Raw genomic sequence first — 15,637 nt, 5'->3', positions numbered from 1 at the left:
CGCGACGTTTGTCAGCCCAGGCTCTCACCAATCCCCAGGTCGCTTTGTTGACTAAACCATCGTTACTCTCTTTTTCATCGACTTTCGTCTATGCGGTTGAAAAGCAACTTCATTATAGAGGATATTCCCTGTATACTCAATGCTAGAATTCAAGCATGATAAAAGAAAGGCAGGACTCTCACGAAATCATGACGAATCTTTACTATTATATCTTGAAATGTCCCATGCTAGGAGGGAACACATGAACCACTTTCGCAAGATGTCCATGCTCGGTTGGAGTATATGGAGTGTTTTGTTCTGCTTCACCATCGGATTATTTGCATTGGATGTGCTGCACGCCCCGACCATTGATCCGTTGTCCTTTATTTTAATCTCATTACTCGTCATCATCTTTCAACTCGATTCAATCGAAGTCAAAGGTGTGTACTTCACATTCTCTGAGAGTATCGTATTAATTCTTTTTCTATTCTTTGGATTTGAAACAGCACTCATCGTCAACCAGATTGGATTATTCGTCTTTCAATTCGCCAATTTGAGACCAAAAGTCGCCATACGCCGTTTTCGCTTCACCTATCCGTGGAACGCCATTACGGCATACTTAGAAATTGTCATTCCCGCTACCGTCTATCTCGCCCTCGGTGGGGAGACTGGAATCGATTTCTATTCGAAAGAATCATTCATCCCGCTTGCCGGGTTATTTCTTGCCATCTTCTTAAACACCATTTTCCAAAAGTATCAGGTGAGATGGTGGTTCCGCGTTGATATCGGGTTGAGTGACTTTTTGAAGATCGCCTTCTACACATACGTCGTCAGTTTGATTTTCATCTTAGCCGCAGCATTCTTCCGAGAGACGAATTTACTTGTCGTGAGCAGTATCGCGGCAGCACTGACCTTCTTCATCAAACGACTTCTCATTCAAAAGGGACGACAGGATGCGTATAAATCTCTGATTGAACAGTACGACGAAGCGAAAGAAGCCGTCTCTTTGTCTCAGAGCGAAGCGCAAGCCATTGAAGTCTTTTTAAGTCAATGCGAACAATTGAACCATTACGATGAAGGATATATCGAGTTCAAGCTATTCAATCGCACACTCTATTTCGACTTGAAGACACGTCAACCGATTGATCGCCCCATCGTATTTGCGCTACTGGATATCAGTCAACCTGTCGAGCCTGTCCTTGACTACGAGATGCGATTTGAGTGGGATGCTTCATTGTCTGACGCTTTCCATGACGACTACCATAGCTTCGTCTCAATTCGTTCGGAAGAAATCGAGGGAATCCGAACATGGATCGTGATGACAGGAGAACCTGTATATGGGTATCCGAAGATTATCCAACAAGAAATCCTCAAGTTGCTCAAGTCGTTCAACCGGACCATCAGCCGTTGTCATGAACGAGATCGTCTGTATACCGAGAGCCGGACGGATAGTTTGACTCTCCTCGCCAATGCCCGCGCCTTCTACGAATACGGGATTCAACAAATATCCGACATCTCGATGTATCCGATCTCGGTCGCCATGCTCGACATCGATTTCTTTAAAAAAATCAATGATACGTATGGCCATCAAGTCGGTGACCAAGTGTTGCAGGAATTTGGTCGACGTATCCGGCAAGCCCTTCGCGCTGATGACTTTGCCGCCCGTTATGGTGGGGAAGAGTTTATCTTGCTTCTCAATCATTGTGACATGTCTCAAGCCGTTGACATTGCAGAAAGAATTCGCCAGCAAATCGAAGCGAAACCGTTCCTTGTCGATCATCATGAGATTTCTGTGACTGCGTCCATCGGGATCGATACAATCGATGCGTTTGGAAATAAGCGATTAGACGATACGATTCGAAACGCGGACCGTGCGCTATATGTCGGTGGGAAATACGCGGGACGTAACCGTGTGGCGCACTTCAACAATTTAACGACGTAAACTCCCCTTTCTCACATCGAATTGGGGAGTTTTTAAGTTGACAAGCAGATTTGAAACAGGTACGTTAGGGAACGTGTTTACTAATTGGATAGATTCACTTTTTATCGAGAGAGACGGAGGGACTGGCCCTGAGAAGTCTCGGCAGCGGGGAACCTGTGCCAAATCCAGCGGGCGTATTGCTCGAAAGATGAAAAGGGTATTTCGCACGAAGGACCTTTTTCTCAGAAAAGGGTCCTTCTTATTTTTTAGTGAGGTGATTATTTTGGAACAACCAACAGCAAACAAATGGGCACTCTTGCCGTTACTCGTCTTCTTACTCTTCTTCATCGGGGCGGGTGTCTATTACGGAGACTTTTATAAGTTTCCGGTACTCGTCGCAGCCATCATCGCCTTGATGGTTGCGGCATTCATGACAAAAGGAAGTGCCACCCAAACCGTCGAGCGCATCGCGCAAGGAGCCGGCAATCCGGGCATCATCATCATGATTTTCATTTTCTTACTGGCTGGCGCCTTTTCAACGGTAGCGGAAGCCATCGGGGCAATCGATGGAACGGTCAACGCCGCCTTGACTCTATTACCACCTTCGCTTCTCTTGAGCGGACTCTTCGTCATCGCCGCCTTCATTTCAATGGCGATGGGAACGTCGACGGGTACAATTGCGGCACTTGCACCGATCGCCCTCGGTATCCATGAAGAGAGTGGCGTCAATGTCGCCATCGCTGCCGCAGCCGTTGTCGGAGGGGCGATGTTCGGGGACAATCTCTCGTTCATCTCAGACACGACCATCGCTGCCGTCCGGACGCAACGAACGAACATGCGTGATAAATTCCGCACGAATTTCTGGATCGTGTTACCGGCCGCCATCATCACGACGGTTTTACTCGCCGTCTTGTCAAATGGGGAGTCAACGGTCGATGTCGCCGCATTCGAATGGTACAAACTGATTCCGTATCTTGCCGTCATCGGACTCGCATTGACAGGACTGAACGTCATTTTGGTTCTGTTAGGTGGCATCACGCTCACCGGCATCATCGGTCTCCTAGATGGAAGCCTATCCGTCACGGCGTTTGTGACAGCTATTGCGGACGGGATGATTAGCATGGCCGAAATTTCATTCCTGACATTACTCATGGGTGGACTCGTCGGTCTCATCTCACACAACGGCGGACTCACGTATTTACGTGACGCGTTGACATCTCGTATTCAAAAACGTGCCGGTGCCGAATGGAGCATCGCCGGACTTGTCAGTGCGACAAACGTAGCGACGGCGAACAATACGATTTCCATTCTCGTAGCCGGTCCACTTGCAGCGAACATCGCGGACGAGTATGACATCGAACGGAAGAAATCAGCAAGCGTACTCGACATCTTCTCATGTGGGGTACAAGGGATTCTTCCGTACGGAGCTCAATTACTCATCGCTGCAGAATTGACGAAGACCGCATCGCCGGACCTCGTCCCGTTCATGTTCTATCCGTTCCTACTCTTTATTTGTGGAGGAATCGCCATCGCATTCAATTTCCCACGTTTTAAAAAACAGTCATAAGTGAAAACACCCCTTGTTCAAAGGGGTGTTTGTCGTTTCGTGACCATCTCTTGTTTCAACCGCTCGTTCCGTTTCTTGAAAGCGCGTCGTTTGAGCACTTCTTCTAGCCCCCGGCTGATGGCCCATAATGCGACCAAAAGTAGACCGAGCATCGATAAACGAAATGGACTTTGGATAAATTCCTCCCACTGGTCCCCGATGACAGAGAAAATCACGACGACGAGCAGTTTCCCGAATCCTGCCGCCATGATGAACGTACGGAGCGGCATCTGAATGAGCGCCAATAAATACGTGATCAAACTGACCGGGATGAACGGGAGAGAATATAAGAATCCGAGCGAGATCGGACTCATATGATTGATTCGTTCCAACCAATAGACCGCCGCCTTATGTTTTTCGAGCCAGCGCGTCATCGGTTTGCGGAAAACGTAACGGACAGCCGCAAAAACGACGATGGTTCCAAGAAGGTTCCCGATCCAGGATAAGAGAACGCCTAACAGAAAGCCGTATGTCGCTGCATTGGCAGAGATGATTAAGACGAGTGGTAAAAATGGAAAAATCGCTTCTAAAAACGGTGCACCGAGTCCAGCCCATGGACCACCAGGCAAACCTTGAAGCCATTCAATCAATTGGATGATGTACTGTTGGAGAGAATTAAGCATAGTCGTTCCACCTTCAACTTTCGTTACTACTCTATTACCCGAATTCGATTTACAAGACGCATCTCCCTGCATTCGTCAAAAAAAATTAAAAACCATTTGCGAAAATTCGTCGTGATATTTATCATATAATAATGGACTTGTGGTTGCAGGCAAGTCTATTCGTCGAACGACACAACCCAACGTTCGTTTTCCTGCAAAAAACTGAACACAGGGGAGCAACACAACATGGAAACAAAACCAATGCGGGTCTTGCTGTACTATAAGTACGTCAACATCGAAGACCCAGAAACACTCACGCAAGAACATTTGAAGTATTGTAAGGACCTCGGCATCAAAGGACGCATCTTGATTTCCTCCGAAGGAATCAACGGGACGTGCTCTGGTACTTGGGAGCAAACCGAGCAGTACATGAATGACTTGAAAGCAAACCCTCTCTTCAGCGATATCGAGTTCAAAATCGATGAAGTCGAAGAGCATGCCTTCAAGAAAATTTTTGTCCGTCACAAGAAAGAGCTCGTGACGTGGCGCTTTGATGGCGAGTTTGATGTACCGAAACAACACGGTGCATACCTCGAACCAGCAGAATGGAAAGAGATGATGAATCGTGATGATGTCGTCATCCTCGACGTTCGTAACAACTACGAGTACGAACTTGGTCACTTTAAAAATGCGATCAAAATCGATGTAGAGGCTTCACGTTACATGCCGGAATGGCTCGAAGAGAACAAGGACCTCTACGAAGGGAAAACACTTCTCACGTACTGTACCGGTGGCGTCCGTTGCGAGAAATTTACAGCATATATGCGTGACCAAGGTCACGACAACATCTTCCACCTAAAAGGTGGCGTCGCAATGTATGGTAAAGATGAAGCGACAAAAGGAGAGGACTGGGAAGGCGAGCTCTATGTCTTTGACGAACGGATCAATGTCCCGGTTAACTCCGTGAACCCATCTGTCGTCTCACACTGTATGCACTGTGGGACAGAGACGGTTCGTTACGTTAATTGTGCCAACCCGGAGTGCAATGCACAGCATTTCTGTTGTGAAGAGTGTGAACCGAAACAAATGCGTTCATGCTCGAAGGAGTGTCAAGAACACCCACGCAACCGTTATATCATCGATAACATTGCAGAGAAACTTCAGGAGACTGAAGGAGTAGTCGGGTAACAAAAATCGACCAGAAGATGTCTTGGAGAACGTGTCCAAGACATCTTTTTTTGACGAAATCTTAACGTCTAGCTTGCGCCTCTTTCGGGTATAGTGAAGATACTATGTCAGACAGGAAGTGAATGCACGCATGTTTAACGAACCTTTACTCGCTGCGATTCTCGCTTGGTTTATCGCCCAAGCGGCTAAGCTCGTAACTGAACTCATTAAAACAAGAGATTTTGAAATTGAAATCATGTTCGCTTCAGGAGGCATGCCAAGTTCGCACTCGTCTACCGTCGTCGCACTCGCTACCGCGATTGGGCGAATGGAAGGCATTGACTCGAGTCTATTCGCTCTCGCTGTCGTCTTTGCCACTATCGTCATGTATGATGCGACCGGAGTTCGGCAGGCGGTCGGTTTCCAAGCACGGCTCTTGAACGATTATTTCAAAGGAATTAAACATGAGACCCCACTCTTGAATGAACTCGTCGGCCATACGCCGTTCCAAGTCATTGTCGGAGCGTTACTCGGTCTCGTCGTCGGACTGTTTTTCCCAATGTAATCGCAGAAGGTATGTCATTTCTCACACTCTTGATTCTTTTTGTGAAGTTTCACAAAGAAGACGGTATACTCAAGAGAGAGGAGGAATCGACATGCCTTTTTTGCAGAAATCTTATGAGTCTCTCGATACACTCGCCGAAGCGATTGGTCAAGCGATTCGAGCACCGATCACGATTGAGAATCGCCACCACCAGTTGCTCGCCTATAGTACACATCCGGATTCGACCGACCCGGCCAGGATTGCGACCATCATCGGGCGTCGTGTCCCAGAAGCTGTCATCGAAGACCTATGGGAGAGTGGTATTTTACAAGAAGTCATCGACCAAAATGAACCGGTCGTCATCCCGGCCCGTCTCGCCGTCGGTCTTGGGGAACGCGCCGCAATCGTCATCAAACAACATGATGAAGTACTCGGCTATATTTGGAGCTTAGCTCGGACAAATCCGTTCAGTACTCAAGAATTAGCCATCTTGCAAGAAGGGGCGACCATCGCCAAAAAGCTGCTTATGACCATCGCGATGCACGAGCGACGAATCAGCGCCGAGCTCGAACGCTTCTTATTAGATGTCCTCGCTTCCCCGACCCTGACGGATGCGAATCGCGAACGATTGAACGAACTTGCTCCGATTGCCGTCGCCAGTCGGTTGACGGTCATCGAATGTGCTCAACCGATCACCCCTCAACTTGCGGAACGCCTTCACTATGTGCTTGCGACGCAAGAGTCAATTGAAGTCGTTTTACATGCCATCGACGGTCAGCAGCTACTCGTCTGGCATTATATGAAGTCTGAACTCTCCGATGAAGAGACTGTACTCATAGCCTGGGCGGAACGGTTCGAACAATTGCTTCAAGACAAGTTCAGCGAATCCGAACCACGTCTTGGCATCAGCCGACGTTTTTTCGAAAGTGACATGTTATATGCCGCAGCCGAAGAAGCGCGACGGGTTACCACGCTGCGTCGCAAGTTCCCGCTCGAACTATCGACTTCCCGTGCCTTCGAGCAGATCGGCATTTATCAACTCGTCCCGGAACTCGCTCGACGTATCGGACTCCGACTGGAGACCCACCCGACAGTCGAACGGTTGCAGCATTATGATTCATCCCATCAGACCGAACTCGTGAAGACGCTCGAATGGTATTTTTATTTTGATGGGAACGTCAAACGAGTCGCCGCTCATCTTCATATTCATCCGAATACCGTTCTGTACCGGATTCGCCGCATCGAAGAGTTGACGAATATCACACAAGTTTCCTTACCAGAAAGATCCATGATTTATTTAGCCATTAAGGCTGGTCAATATCGATTAGAAGACTAGACGCTAACTTTGTGATTTTTCACAAAGTTAGCGTCTTCGTTTTTAGAATCCATGCTAAAGACAGCGTTTTCAAATGGGTCTATACTAGGGGTGTGAACAAATTGTGTCAACGGAATGAAAGGGGAATGTTCCATGAAAATCGGGGTATTAAAAGAGATTAAAAACAATGAAAATCGGGTGGCCTTAACACCGATGGGTGCATTTATGTTAACGGAGCTTGGTCATGATGTATTCGTCGAAACGAATGCCGGTCTCGGTAGCGGATTCACGAATATGGAATATATTGATGCCGGTGCAACGATTCTTGAAACGGCGAAAGAAGTTTGGGAAGGCGTCGAACTCGCTCTCAAAGTAAAAGAACCACAGCCGTCTGAGTATCAATACTTCCGTCCTGACTTGACGCTCTTCACCTATTTACACCTTGCGGCAGAGCCAGAATTAACGAAAGCGCTCGTCGATTCTGGGATTACAGCCATCGCCTACGAGACAGTAGAAGTGGATCGCACGTTACCACTCCTCACACCGATGAGTGAAGTGGCAGGACGTATGGCTGCGCAAATCGGAGCTCAAATCCTTGAAAAACCACATGGTGGAAAAGGAATCTTGATGTCTGGTCTCCCAGGCGTGCCTCGTGCGAACGTCACGGTCATCGGAGGCGGTGTCGTTGGAACGAATGCAGCTCGAATCGCAATTGGTCTTGGGGCGAGCGTGACGTTGATGGACATTAGCCCGGCTCGTCTTCGTCAAATCGACGACTTGTTCGGAAACACAATCAATACGTTGATCTCAAATAAATACAACATTGCGAAACAAGTGGCTGAGAGTGACCTTGTGATTGGTGCCGTGCTCATTCCAGGAGCAAAAGCACCGAAACTCGTCACGGAAGAAATGGTACAGCGCATGTCGCCTGGTTCGGTCATCGTCGACGTCGCCATCGACCAAGGTGGGATTTGTGAGACGATCGACCATATCACGACGCATGATGCGCCAACGTATGAGCGTTATGGCGTGCAACACTACGCCGTCGCTAACATGCCAGGTGCCGTGCCACGCACTTCGACAATGGGTCTGACAAACGCGACGATGCCATATATCATCGAGTGTGCGCAAAAAGGCGTATTCCCAGCACTTCTTGAAAACGAGGCACTTCTCAAAGGCCTAAACGTCATCAATGGAACGGTCACGTATGAAGCGGTTGCACGTGATTTGGAATATCCGTTCGTTCCGGCCCATGAGGCGGTCTCAAAACAAACACAAGCTTAACCTTTAAGACGATGAGATGCCCGTTCTCATCGTCTTTTTCTATATAAAAAAAGAAGAAACCGAACGCCATCGTCCGATTCCTTCTTTAATTATGCGTTATGCGTTCTCAACGGCGATATCTTCCCCGATGATTTTCACTTCCGGCTCTAATTCCACTTCAAATTTCTCTTTAACGGTCGCCTGGACGTGACGGATGAGTGAAATGTACTCTGTCGCCGTCGCCTCATCGATATTGACGATGAACCCAGCATGCTTGAGCGAGACTTCCGCTCCTCCGATGCGTTTGCCTTGCAGTCCAGAGTCTTGAATCAACTTGCCGGCAAAATAGCCAGGCGGACGTTTGAACACACTACCACACGAAGGGTATTCAAGCGGTTGTTTCGATTCACGTTTATACGTCAAGTCGTCCATGACTTCTTTGATTAATTCATAGTTTTTCGGTTCTAGTTCGAACGTTGCCTCGAGTACGATCAAGCCCTCTTTTGAGACACGGCTCGTTCGATAGTCAAGATCGAGTTCGTCTTTAGATAAATGAAGTACTTGACCATCCTGCGTCAATACCGTCGCAGATGTGATGACGTCTTTCGTTTCTCCGCCGTATGCACCTGCGTTCATGTAGACGGCACCACCGACCGTCCCAGGGATCCCACATGCGAACTCGAGGCCCGATAATCCCTCTGCCAGTGCTTGACGTGAGACGTCGATAATCGCTGCTCCTGCCTGGGCAATTATTTGATTCCCTTCCCGACGAATCGAGTCGAGTTCATTCAAGTTCAAAACGATTCCACGGATGCCGCCATCGCGGACGATCAAGTTTGAACCGAAGCCAAGAATCATAAACGGCATCGCTTCTTGGTGGGCCAGTTTTAAGACGGCCTGCACTTCTTCGTACGTGTGTGGAGCCACGAAGTAATCTGCTTTGCCCCCTAGTTTTGTATACGTGTGTGCCGACAATGGCTCGTCTTGAAGGACGCGCTCGGCCGGAATGATCATTTGAAGTTGCTGTAAAAAGCTCATGCGTTCACTCAATCCTTTATGTTCTATTTAATCAGTGTCTCGGTCCCACTTCATTCGTTCCGAGCACGTCACTGAATGGTTTCAGTACGAATCACAGTATACAAATGATTATTGGACGTGACAAGCAACGTTTTTCTTACAAATTCATGATTAGTTTATAGCAATAGTGATGTCGCAATGGCAACAATGATTGGAATTGTAAAGTTATCCCAATCTCGATATGAAATCGCTTCAGTTAGTGTAGCGATGATGGAAATGATAAACCCATATGTTACCACTTGCCAAAGGACGACATCATTCCACAAAAACAATAAAAATAAGACAGCATATGAGCTTAGAAACATGGCAATGCTTCCTTGGAAAGAACGCTTTTGTCCATATAAATCATAGATGACCGTCCCATATTTGCGTCCGATGAGTGCAGCCATTCCATCCCCCCAGGCGAGCACGAGTGATCCGGCTAAAAATGCGATCGGCTCGGACTCGAAGAAGAAGTATAAGATAATGAGCAATGCAATCGGATAGTATACAGTCCCGAATGATTTTCGTTCCGTTTGATGCACCGGTGACGGGCTTTTATATAACAGGACCGCATTCGCAAATGTGAAGAAAATGAGCGGGACTGCCGCGACGTACCATGAATCCATTAACCAAACTGCTAATAACGACCAATGCCCGACTGCGATATGTACACTTTTTCGAATCGTTTCATCCGTCCATCCCAGACGCTTCCCGACGTGTTCGAGACCCACGAGAAACACGAGGACGACTACAATGGAAAGAATCGAACTAATCCATTCATTCATTGCTTGACCACCTTCATATATAGAGTGTGTATGATACCGTCATTATACCTTAATCAGTGCCCATCCTAGCTTACTTTTCAAACATTTGGTAGAATGAGGTCAAATGACTGTATAGCCAACGTACGCTGTTGGCGATAGAAAGGGTGGCCGTATGCGCGACGCAACTTCAATTCAAACTTTGGCAGATTGCCTTCATTTTATGCAGGTCGGAGAAATCGAGCGAGCCATCGCCCTCTTCCCTGAAGACGTGCGTGAACATTTCCCAAAAGAGCTTCGAAAAATCCACTTGTTTCATATTGAAAAGAACGGCTTATCGATTAACCAAATCGTCGCTCTCGCTAACGCACTGACCGGAGAGCATCTCTCTGCGACGACGATTCAAAACTGGACGAAGCGTGAAGTTCGTAAAATCATCGGTGTCCCACGAATCGGTAAAAAGTATTCCTTGCATCAAGCGGCAATCATTTATCTCCTTGATGACTTGAAACACCTTTTTTCCCTCGAAGAGACGAGTTCCTTGTTGGCGCTCATCTTCAACAACCCTGACCGGGACGAAGACGACTTCATCAAACCGATTGATTTTTATCGACTTTACGCGGAGTATGCGAAGTCAACAAGCCCGATCGACCTTCTCGATACACGGGCGAAGCGTTCGCTCGAAAAGATGAACTATGAACATCCAAATATCATTCACGTCTTGAAGCTTTGTCTATACGCACATCGGGTGACGACACTCGAACTCGAGGCCAAGCACTATTTGAACCGTTTCATTTGATGAGACGGTTTTTTCGTATCAAAAAACACCGGTCTCTTGACCGGTGCTCGTCATCGTTATGAGACAGATGCTGCGAGCGGCATCCGTGATTTGACCGTTAACGTCTTTAAGACGGAAAGGAGTTCGAACATCGATAACTGATCGGCTTCTTTCGTTAAGCAGAACGTATCGTCTTCTTGTTTCCGTAGTTCCGCGACAAGTTTACCTGCTTTGTCGCGAACGCTAAACTTGTGACGTTCCACATCATATTGAATCGTGAAGAGTCCGCGTTCATAGACGTTGTACTCACACTTTTTCCCGAATAACGAGAACTTGTCTTTCAATTGACCAATCGCCTGTCCATCATGGTTCATCACGACCCATTTTTGGCAGTTTGGGATGTATTTCCCATGAGCGATCTGTCGTCCAGACAAATTGTGCACTTGGACACTGCCTTCCGCGTCGCGGTGAACAGATCCGATCGCATCATTTGTCTCGTCATAAATGGTCGCCTCACCTTGTGTAAAGACGCAACCTTTTACATAAATTAATTTGCGCACCGCTTTTTCCTCCTAGCACGTTCCAACCGTGATTGTTTGTATGTGTACGGTCGGGTATTACTGAAAACCCCAATCGTTTCTCTGTGTAGTTTTTATCTCGTTTCAACTACTACATATTTCATATGACGAAGATGATTATTGCATCGTTTAAAGAAAAAGACAACCCTTTTTTTTCGACATCATTTGGATTCTGTCGAACTTGTGAACAAGCCTATTCTCATCGCTTATATCCCGCTTCTTTTAAGAGTTCTTCAAGCTCCATTCTTGCAATCAGACGAACTTGATTTGGCGCTGCCAATTCGTATGCGCTGTCCGTGAAATTCGAGTTCGTCACGACCCAGCCTTCGTGTGCTTGATAATAGGGAACGGCCGCTGCAATTTGTTGAACCGCTTCGAGTCCGACCGTCTTTTCATAACGCTTTGCTTGAACGGCAATCGACCATCCATCCGGTGTCTCCAATAACAAGTCAGCACCAAAGTCACGTGATGCTGGAGTCACCGTGACCGTGTAACCAAGCGCGGTGAACACTTCCTCTAAAAATAATTCAAACTCCCGACCATCCATTCGATCAATGCGGTCGATGGTCGACAGCCTTACTTTCCATATAAACCATGCAATTCCAAGCAAGAGAAGCAGTACGCTGCTCCAAAGCGGTGCCTCGAACCACCATAAACATATGGCACCGATGATCCCAATGAGTAATCCAATCATGCTCATCTTTCCTTTCCAATTCCTCTCCCTCACTTTACCGTTTTGAGGGCAGGAAATGAAAGGGGGATCTGTCGAATGATATAGAAGATGTGCTCGTCTGACACCGCGAAGGAGGGATGACTGTTCATGGAGAATCATGCCAATCTCCAAAGTGAGTTACTACATGCATTACCTTACGGAGTTGCGTTAATACAGAAAGATGGAACAATCGTTCAGGCAAACCGTCCGTTTCTCGAGCAGTTTCCTGAGAATCTACAGAGACGTTCGAACCTTTTCCATATGGTCAATCAGTCACCGATTACGATGGAATTGTCTCGTCGGATGGAACAAGGACTGCCTTGGATGTATGAACTGCCAACGATGCGAGTACACGCCATTCCGTGGGAAAATCAATATATCCTCTCCATTGAGCCATTGCCCCATGATACACGCGTGACGATTCAACACAACGCTTTTGAGGCGATGATGCATACTGAACTCGACATGGCGATGATCATGACGGATGCGAATCTGTTGATTACTCGTTTCAATCAGGGGGCCACGGAACTGTTTGGCTATGCGCCCCATGAAGTGCTTTACGAAATGACACCGTTCGCTTTATTTGAATCGAGAGAATTAAGTGAAAAGCGCTCTGCTTATCAAGACGAGACGGAACGGTTGCTATCGTTCGAACAAATGTTGCGCCTCGCACTCGACAAAGGAGACCGGGAATGGAAGTTTCAATGTAAAGATCGGACACATTTCATCGGCAAATTGTTCATGCATCCCGTTTATGAGCAAGAGCAACTCATCGGCTTCTTTTTCTTCGTATTTGATGTGAGTTCCGAGATTGAGTTGAAACGTGAGCTCCGTTATAAGGAACAGCGTTATCGCATGTTTGCCGAATCGGTCATCGAAGCCGTTCTGTTCCATGAAGATGGGATGATTCTCGATGCGAACAAGGCAGCGGAATCCATCTTTAAAATCCCTGCAGAGCAAATGATGGGACGCCAGACTATCGAGTTTATCGCGGAAGGGTACCGGGCTGATGTGTTGCGACGCATTCGCAATCACATTCAAACGCCATACGAAGTGATTGGTCGTCGGCAAGATGGAACGTTCTTAGAACTAGAGGTGTATCCGAAAGAAGTGACGTATCAAGGGCAAACGTTACGAGTCGCGGTCATGCGTGATATCAGCGACCGTAAAAAAGTAGAGCGTATGCTCGAACGTGAAAAAAATGCCATCGCCCGTCAGCGCGATATCATCCAGTCAATCTTACAAGCATCGAATGAAGCGTTCGTTTTGACCGAATCGAACGGGAGTGTCTTGTTCATGAACGTCCACGCAAGACGACTCATGGACTTACCGGGCATCGCTCCAAACAAAATTCAGGAGCGTATCCCGCTCCTCTCCACGTTCCGTCCTCGTGACAGGAGCGAGATGCTACGAAAGATGGATCAACTTCTCGATGGGACAGCGCGTGAAGTATCGATGCGTTTCTCCATCCCACAGCCAAACGACCGAGATGAAGAATACTATGAGATGTATGGAACGACGATGGATACAAAACGACAAATCGGTATGGATAGTGGATTCTTGTTTGTGTTCCGTAACCGAACCGAGGAAGAGCGGATGGACCAGATTAAAAATGAACTGGTGAGCACGGTCTCACATGAACTAAGAACTCCTCTTTCCTCATTATCGGGATATATTGAATTGATGCTCGCTCGAGATTTGACGCCTGAAAAACGAGAGCGCTTCTTGAAGACGATGTCGCGGGAAGCGAAACGATTGACCGCCCTACTCAACGACTTTTTGGACATCCAACGCATGGAAGATGGTCACCAAGAATATAAACAAGATCATTTCGCTTTGAATGAACTTGTCTTAGAAGTGATTGAACGCTTCCGCGAAACGAGTGATCATACCATTCATTTCGATAATGCGGATGATGACTTGCATCTCGTTGCCGACCGCGATCGCATCGAGCAAGTTCTCGTCAACTTGATTTCAAATGCGATTAAGTATTCCCCGAATAGACAGGAAATCGAAGTACGAGTCCGACAAGACCACAATCAAGCGCATGTATCCATTCGTGATTTCGGTATCGGGATTCCGGAGCACGCCTTCGAAAAATTATTCACAAAATTTTATCGGGTCGATAATTCGGATACACGTAAAATTGGTGGAACCGGTCTTGGTTTGTCGATTTGTAAAGAAATTATCGAATCACATGGTGGAAGCATCGAAGTGGAATCGACTGTCGGAAAAGGGTCGACTTTCACATTCACATTAGATTTAGCGGAGGAAACGTCATGAACAATTACGCCTTTACCGGGTTCCCTGGTTTTTTAGCAGGAAAATTAATTGAACACCTCGCTTCGTTACCGCATCAAATCGGAGTCATCTACGCCTTGCATCTTCCGAACCAACAACGTGATGCAGAAGAGCTACGAGATACGCTACTGTCAACGACGTCGCTTGCACCGCACCAGCTCGTCCTTGTTGAAGCAGACATCACGTTACCCGAAGTGATTCTCGACCCGATTATGCGGTCTGTCATTGAACGCGATGTACATTACATTTTCCATCTCGCCGCCGCATATGACTTGAGTATTCCTTATGACATCGGTTATCGCGTCAATATACTCGGAACCAAACATGTGACCGCGTTCGCCAAACGCTCGAAACAATTGAAGCGTTATGTGTACTTCAGTACCGCCTATATCGCCGGACGTCGCCGTGGGACGGTTTATGAAAATGAATTATGGCATCGGGTCCAGTTTAAAAATCATTATGAGGCGACTAAATATGAAGCAGAGGCACTTGTTTCAAGAGAAATGGGTGGCATGCCAATCACCGTCATTCGTCCTGGGATCGTAATCGGACATAGTCGCACGGGCGAAACGAAAAAGTTCGACGGTGTCTATTTCGTCTTACAATTGATGACACAACTCCAGCAGATGCGACCACTCCCTTACATCGGGCGGGCGAATGTTGAGGTAAACCTCGTTCCGTACGATTATGTAGTAGAAGCGACCGCTTTCCTAGCTCATTCTCCAAACGGCCTGAAGCGGACATTTCATTTGACGGACCCATTCCCACATGGCGCACGAGAGGTATATCGTATGTTGCATGAGACGATGTTTCAGCGTTCTCCTCGCGGAACCGTTCCTCATGCCGTTGCTGACGCGGCATTTACTGCTTGGAATGGTGCCAAGCGACTTGAGGTTCCTCACGAACTATTGGAGTACTTTAAACATCCTGTTCACTTTGACACGACACAAACGATACGGGCACTCGACGGAACGGGCATCGTATGTCCAGACCTCCAGGATTACCTCCCTGAGATTGTCCATTATTATATGGCACACAAAAAGCCCTGATT

General features: G+C 47.3%; 14 protein-coding genes, 1 riboswitch and 1 other annotated feature (1 of these 16 only partly in view). Of the genes, 9 read left to right on the top strand and 5 right to left on the bottom strand.

The window, feature by feature from the left end; all coding sequences use genetic code 11:
* Positions 1-87, bottom strand: a binding site (T-box leader); it reaches 125 nt to the left of the window's first position.
* 154 nt (positions 88-241) lie between these two features.
* Both Q9R25_RS11890 and Q9R25_RS11885 read left to right on the top strand, forming a co-directional pair.
* Positions 242-1,921, top strand: a complete 1,680-nt coding sequence (locus Q9R25_RS11890; RefSeq protein WP_074034910.1) for a GGDEF domain-containing protein — start codon at positions 242-244, stop codon at positions 1,919-1,921.
* A 98-nt stretch (positions 1,922-2,019) separates the two neighbouring features.
* Positions 2,020-2,115, top strand: a riboswitch (SAM riboswitch).
* A complete protein-coding gene (locus tag Q9R25_RS11885) occupies positions 2,109-3,467 on the top strand; it encodes a Na+/H+ antiporter NhaC family protein (RefSeq protein ID WP_311283202.1) in 1,359 nt (452 codons plus the stop codon). It overlaps the preceding riboswitch by 7 nt.
* Positions 3,468-3,484: 17 nt before the next feature.
* On the opposite strand, the gene Q9R25_RS11880 is transcribed toward Q9R25_RS11885, so the two are convergent.
* The gene (locus tag Q9R25_RS11880; RefSeq protein ID WP_214691303.1) at positions 3,485-4,129 is read right to left on the bottom strand and encodes a TVP38/TMEM64 family protein; all 645 of its coding nucleotides are present in this window, start codon (positions 4,127-4,129) and stop codon (positions 3,485-3,487) included.
* 225 nt (positions 4,130-4,354) lie between these two features.
* On the opposite strand from Q9R25_RS11880, the gene trhO reads away from it, so the two are divergent.
* The 4 genes from trhO (at position 4,355) to ald (ending at position 8,418) form a co-directional block, all read left to right on the top strand.
* Positions 4,355-5,296: an oxygen-dependent tRNA uridine(34) hydroxylase TrhO gene (gene trhO, locus Q9R25_RS11875; RefSeq protein ID WP_159563357.1), complete on the top strand. Its 942-nt coding sequence runs from the start codon at positions 4,355-4,357 to the stop codon at positions 5,294-5,296.
* Between the two features lie 118 nt (positions 5,297-5,414).
* Positions 5,415-5,840: a divergent PAP2 family protein gene (locus tag Q9R25_RS11870; RefSeq protein WP_143180200.1), complete on the top strand. Its 426-nt coding sequence runs from the start codon at positions 5,415-5,417 to the stop codon at positions 5,838-5,840.
* A 91-nt stretch (positions 5,841-5,931) separates the two neighbouring features.
* A complete protein-coding gene (locus Q9R25_RS11865) occupies positions 5,932-7,155 on the top strand; it encodes a PucR family transcriptional regulator (protein ID WP_159563356.1) in 1,224 nt (407 codons plus the stop codon).
* Positions 7,156-7,287: 132 nt separating this feature from the next.
* Positions 7,288-8,418: an alanine dehydrogenase gene (gene ald, locus Q9R25_RS11860; protein ID WP_015880510.1), complete on the top strand. Its 1,131-nt coding sequence runs from the start codon at positions 7,288-7,290 to the stop codon at positions 8,416-8,418.
* Positions 8,419-8,514: 96 nt separating this feature from the next.
* On the opposite strand, the gene murB is transcribed toward ald, so the two are convergent.
* Complete coding sequence (gene murB, locus Q9R25_RS11855) at positions 8,515-9,435, bottom strand: UDP-N-acetylmuramate dehydrogenase (RefSeq protein ID WP_074034917.1); 921 nt, start codon at positions 9,433-9,435, stop codon at positions 8,515-8,517.
* 155 nt (positions 9,436-9,590) lie between these two features.
* On the bottom strand, positions 9,591-10,241 hold the full coding sequence (locus Q9R25_RS11850; protein WP_214691305.1) for a diacylglycerol/polyprenol kinase family protein: 651 nt from the start codon (positions 10,239-10,241) through the stop codon (positions 9,591-9,593).
* A gap of 151 nt (positions 10,242-10,392) precedes the next feature.
* On the opposite strand from Q9R25_RS11850, the gene Q9R25_RS11845 reads away from it, so the two are divergent.
* Positions 10,393-11,016, top strand: a complete 624-nt coding sequence (locus Q9R25_RS11845) for a DUF1836 domain-containing protein (RefSeq protein ID WP_015880507.1) — start codon at positions 10,393-10,395, stop codon at positions 11,014-11,016.
* A gap of 56 nt (positions 11,017-11,072) precedes the next feature.
* On the opposite strand, the gene Q9R25_RS11840 is transcribed toward Q9R25_RS11845, so the two are convergent.
* Both Q9R25_RS11840 and Q9R25_RS11835 read right to left on the bottom strand, forming a co-directional pair.
* Positions 11,073-11,555 carry an LURP-one-related family protein gene (locus tag Q9R25_RS11840; RefSeq protein WP_015880506.1) on the bottom strand — a complete coding sequence of 161 codons (483 nt, stop codon included), beginning with the start codon at positions 11,553-11,555 and terminating at the stop codon, positions 11,073-11,075.
* A 217-nt stretch (positions 11,556-11,772) separates the two neighbouring features.
* Entirely contained in the window at positions 11,773-12,267 is a 495-nt protein-coding gene (locus Q9R25_RS11835) for a restriction endonuclease (RefSeq protein ID WP_015880505.1), read from the bottom strand.
* Between the two features lie 126 nt (positions 12,268-12,393).
* Here Q9R25_RS11835 and Q9R25_RS11830 point away from each other — a divergent pair, with 126 nt between their 5' ends.
* Positions 12,394-14,568 carry a PAS domain-containing sensor histidine kinase gene (locus Q9R25_RS11830; protein WP_214691306.1) on the top strand — a complete coding sequence of 725 codons (2,175 nt, stop codon included), beginning with the start codon at positions 12,394-12,396 and terminating at the stop codon, positions 14,566-14,568.
* Complete coding sequence (locus Q9R25_RS11825; RefSeq protein WP_159563352.1) at positions 14,565-15,635, top strand: SDR family oxidoreductase; 1,071 nt, start codon at positions 14,565-14,567, stop codon at positions 15,633-15,635. Before Q9R25_RS11830 ends, Q9R25_RS11825 begins: the two co-directional genes overlap by 4 nt.
* Positions 15,636-15,637 lie beyond the last annotated feature (2 nt).

It is taken from the genome of Exiguobacterium sp. BG5(2022) (genome assembly GCF_031844365.1).
Lineage (GTDB): Bacteria > Bacillota > Bacilli > Exiguobacteriales > Exiguobacteriaceae > Exiguobacterium > Exiguobacterium profundum.
The sequence above is the reverse complement of the archived record's forward strand: the minus strand, read 5'-3'. Positions and strand labels throughout refer to the sequence as shown.